Raw genomic sequence first — 4612 nt, 5'->3', positions numbered from 1 at the left:
TGGTAAGTTTGAGGATAATGAAGACCTCTCCACCAACCCCTCTCCTTTTAGGAGAGGGGAGAGAGAAATATTCCCCCAACGCTAGCACTTAAGGGGGTTAGGGGGTTAGGTTTTTTTTACCCACAATTTTAGCCTAGACACACTACTACCTATATGTTGAATTACTCAGAAAATCAAACTACGAAATACTATTAGCCCAATTTTTCGCCCATTCCAAAGTTTGCTTCACTTTCTGCATATCCCCAGCCTCACAATAAATCTGCTTAATTAGCTATAGCTATAGAAGTATTAAATGATTTGTGAAAAAAATTAGGTAGTCCTGCATAGTAATGGTAAAGATATATATTTTTTAATTTCTTCCCACACCCCCCACACCCCCCACACTCCCCACACTTCCCACACTTCCCACACTCTCTCTAGCATTACTATCCATCACCACCTAAATTCTTTCTACCCCTCCTGACTCGGTCCTCCTGACTCGGTCCTCCTAAATACTATTTGCCCAATTTTTCGCCCATTCCAAAGTTTGCTTCACTTTCTGCATATCCGCAGCCTCACAATAAAGTCGCAAAACAGGTTCAGTACCACTAAACCGAATCAATAACCAACGACCATCAGCTAACCGAAACTTATACCCATCTATCGTCAAACAATCAACCACTTTTTCTCCCGCAACCTCCATCACAGGATTATTTGTTAACTCCTCCAAAAGTCGCCCTCGCACTTCCATATTAGGCAAAGGTAAATCTATCCGGTCATAAACAGAACTAAAACCCGTTTTTTCTTGCAGTTGGCGATAAATAACACTCAAATCTTCACCAGACATTACCACTGCTTCCAACAAATAGAGCGCCGATAACAAAGCATCCCTTTCTGGAATATGAGTACCATAACCAATACCCCCAGACTCTTCACCACCCACAAGCACCTGAGCTGACAACATCCGATCGGCAATATACTTATAACCAATAGGAGTTTCAAATATTGGCATCTTGTATAATTCCGCCACTTTCGGAAATAGATCAGAACCACTAATAGTCTTCACCACCTCCCCACTAAACCCATGCCTAGTTGTCAGATGTTCAATCAGAATAGGAATTAAAATTTGAGAACTGAGAAAATTACCCTCACCATCCACAGCAGCAATGCGATCGCTATCTCCATCAAACACCAACCCAATAGCTAAACTTCCTTTATTCGCTGCTCGATAACTTTTAATTTCCTTAAAAAGTTTACTTAAATAACGAGGCAAAGGTTCAGGCGCTCCACCATCAAATAAAGGGTCCCTATTACCATTAACCTCTTCAATTTCTACACCCAATATTTGTTGTAAACCTCCAGCAGCAGCTCCGTGCATTACATCGGCAAAAACTTTTAATTTTCCTTCATTAATTGCCGACTTAATTTTATCAATCTCTACCATTTTTTGTAGAGTTTCGCAATAACTAGGCCAAGGATTAAAACTTTCTCTTTTCCCTCCTTGAACCCCATCTTTTTCCACTTCAACAGTTAATAAATCTTCTATTTGTTTAGTTATTTCCGGAGGCACCGACCCGCCAAAAGCACCCTTAACTTTTAACCCTAAATACTTCCCTGGATTATGACTAGCAGTCATCACAATTGCCCCAAGAGCTTGTTTTTGAAATGCTGCCAAACTAAAAGCTGGAGTAGGAGCATAACTATCCGTTAACAGAACATCAAATCCTGCATTTTGAACAGCTTCGGCAGCAACCTGAGCAAATTCTTCAGCCATAAACCTTCTGTCATGGCCAACAATTACTGTTTTACTGTTATTAGTAGAGTCAGCATAATTTTTCTCTAAGATTTGCGCTGCGATAGGAGCTACTAGAACAACTCGTTCAAAAGTAAAATCATCAGCTATGACACCGCGCCAGCCATCTGTTCCAAATTTGATTGGTTTAGCCATATCAGAAATCTCTTGATGTGTATATTTTTTGGTCTAATTATTTACTTTGAATTTCAGCTTGTCAACCCTGGTTTGCTATAAATAATTCTAGAAGAGAAGGGGGAGGAAATAAAAAAACTTACTAAGGCGTTATGTAAAAATAAGTTGTACAAATTTTATCTGAAATAGATTGTGAAATCTAGCTTCCATCAAAAAAACTGTTCAGGTTATTCTTACACGGCTCCTAAGAAAGAATTCAGGAATCAGAATATATTTGGGGAATTATTTATGACTGGCAAATTTAGCTTGCGTATGGCAAAGAAGTAAAAATGGGTTTAAGGATCCCACCGAATTATCAAATTTGGTGGTCTTCAATATAATGGGGGAATTTAGACTTAGACCCGCCATTCATTAATTCTGATTCCTGTCTTCTTTCTCCTCAGTGCTTCTTTAATTCCTTATTCCCACTAAATTCGGTTACTACTTATGAGAAGAATGTAGGTTGATGGCGAATTAAGCTCAAGTATTCCTCTCTTACTTTCTGATCTTCTTCAAAAACACCAAGCATTGCACTGGTAACAGTCCAAGAACCAGGCTTTTGAACCCCCCGCATTACCATACACATATGAGTAGCCTCAATTACAACTGCTACACCCTTTGGTTCTAAAATTGTTTGAATTGCCTCAGCAATTTGACGATTTAGTCGCTCCTGGACTTGCAATCTGCGAGAGTACATTTCGACAATCCTAGCTAGCTTACTTAGTCCTACTACTTTTTGATTAGGGATATAAGCTACATGAGCTTTTCCCATGAAAGGTAGCATATGATGTTCACAAAGACTAAAAAGATTGATATCTCTAACTAGAACCATTTCGTTATGACCTTCATCAAAGATAGCATTATTCACAATTTCTTCAAGGGATTGACTGTAGCCACTAGTCAGAAACCGCATTGCTTCTGCAACCCGCTTAGGAGTTTTAAGTAATCCTTCTCGCTCAGGATTTTCTCCTACTGATAGTAGCATTGTCCGCACTGCTTCCATCATTGCTTCATTACTCTCTTCAGCAGAAGGTTGTTGCCTAATTGATTGACCATTGGATGAGGAGCTACGGTCAGGTCTATAGGAAATTTTACCAGTTACATCTGCATCAGAAGTTTTAACACCATTGATGCTAAGTTTTTTGCTAGAATTGGAGCCGTTGGAAAAAGTTTGAGTCATAATAGATTCGGATCGAATTTCAAAAAAGCACGTTGTATCTTGACCTAACCTAGGGTAGGCCATTTAGCTTAAATCATAATTCTTTAGTTCATTGGTACTAATTAGTTTGTGTTATTAATAAGCAATGAACTATAACTATGAGAGTTTTTCAATTTCTCTGCTGTAAGTTTGACATCGACCAAGAATCCATTTTCACAAGTCATTAGTTATCAGAAAATAGGTAAATTACTGTCTGAATTGGTATCAGGAAAGCATTGAGAATTGACTACTCAACTATATTTGGAATTTTATCATAGTTAATATAGTTAAGATCGATCCCAATAAGTTTCTCGATCCTATAGAGGGGTATTGACAAAACTGGCTCGAACTACCTGTAATACTAATTAAGTAGTTCTTTATTTTCTTGTCATTATTTCATAAGGAGCTATCAAGCAAAATTTACTTGACACTTTAGACATCCCTCTTGTGAAAATACTTGGTCATTAACGAAACCATAGATACTACTATAATAATTATGCCAGAAAGTCTGTCCTGAATAGCTAATTAAGATTGCTTTAATTAATTTCAAAAGAATTATTGAGTTGAGTTGACATCCTCACTGCTGTTCTGGTACAATAACAAACCATCTAAATTATTTTTAGCTTTAGCAAATTCTTCTCTGCTTTATTTAGAACTACCCCAGCAGTTTTTCACCTAATTCCCTACACAAACTTAAATATTGTGGGAAATTTACCTCAACAAACTCATAGAGTTCGTTTTTTGACTGAGGTGTTAAAATATCTGTCTAGTGATAGACCATGATAACTAGATTGATGAATTTCTCAAGTGTAAAGCCATTTTATGTCTATCTCCACATTGAGAACATGGCTGAGAAATAGGATAAAATCTATTTGTTTTAACCCTCTCAATAAACTCCTACATTCCTAAATTATACAAAATATCTAGCTATAAGCCTATCTTTGTATTTTACTTTATTCAGCCCTTTTGGTGTTATAAATGCTCTCTATTATATCATAATAGCCATTTAACAATCATTCCTTTAAAAAATACTTTCTGACGGTTGTTTAGGATTTTCACCAATAAACTACAATATATAGTTTATCACGTTAATGATTGCTTGGTTATAGGATATTTGTCCTTACTTAAAACCCACCTGTGGTTATTCAACTAGCCATTAAACCTACATTCCGCACCAAAAAATGTAGTATAAAATATAAGTCAAAAGCGAATGTGTAATTTTGAGGGAACCTCAGAATGTAAGACGCACTTCACCACACTCAAAATTCAAAAGCAAGAAGTAAAGAAGAAAATTATAGTGGTCAATAGGAGTCAAGGATTCAATCAGTATTTCTGCTTAATATTTAACTGATGATTTGACTCCCGATCGAGGTAAATGAAGATAATTTATATAGTATAAATACGGGATCGGCTAAGGATTTTATACTAATTTTCATGTTACCAATTGAAGTGCGGAATGTGGGATTAAA

The 4612-nt window shown here is 36.8% G+C and carries 2 protein-coding genes; both read right to left on the bottom strand.

The genetic code is table 11. The annotated features are described in order from the left end of the window. Positions 1 to 487 precede the first annotated feature (487 nt). The gene (locus tag F6K22_RS32830; RefSeq protein ID WP_293107981.1) at positions 488 to 1927 is read right to left on the bottom strand and encodes a phosphoglucomutase/phosphomannomutase family protein; all 1440 of its coding nucleotides are present in this window, start codon (positions 1925 to 1927) and stop codon (positions 488 to 490) included. 463 nt (positions 1928 to 2390) lie between these two features. Next, a complete protein-coding gene (folE, locus tag F6K22_RS32825) occupies positions 2391 to 3125 on the bottom strand; it encodes a GTP cyclohydrolase I FolE (protein ID WP_293107978.1) in 735 nt (244 codons plus the stop codon). Positions 3126 to 4612: the final 1487 nt, after the last annotated feature.

Source organism: Okeania sp. SIO2F4, from assembly GCF_010672385.1.
Classification (GTDB): Bacteria; Cyanobacteriota; Cyanobacteriia; order Cyanobacteriales; family Microcoleaceae; genus Trichodesmium.
Note: the sequence above shows the minus strand (reverse complement) of the source record. Positions and strands in the feature narration are given on the sequence as shown.

What these genes read in the sequence shown, in the direction of transcription:
- folE (WP_293107978.1), bottom strand. Translation starts at nt 3,125, where the DNA reads ATGACTCAAACTTTTTCCAACGGCTCCAATTCTAGCAAAAAACTTAGC.
- F6K22_RS32830 (WP_293107981.1), bottom strand. Translation starts at nt 1,927, where the DNA reads ATGGCTAAACCAATCAAATTTGGAACAGATGGCTGGCGCGGTGTCATA.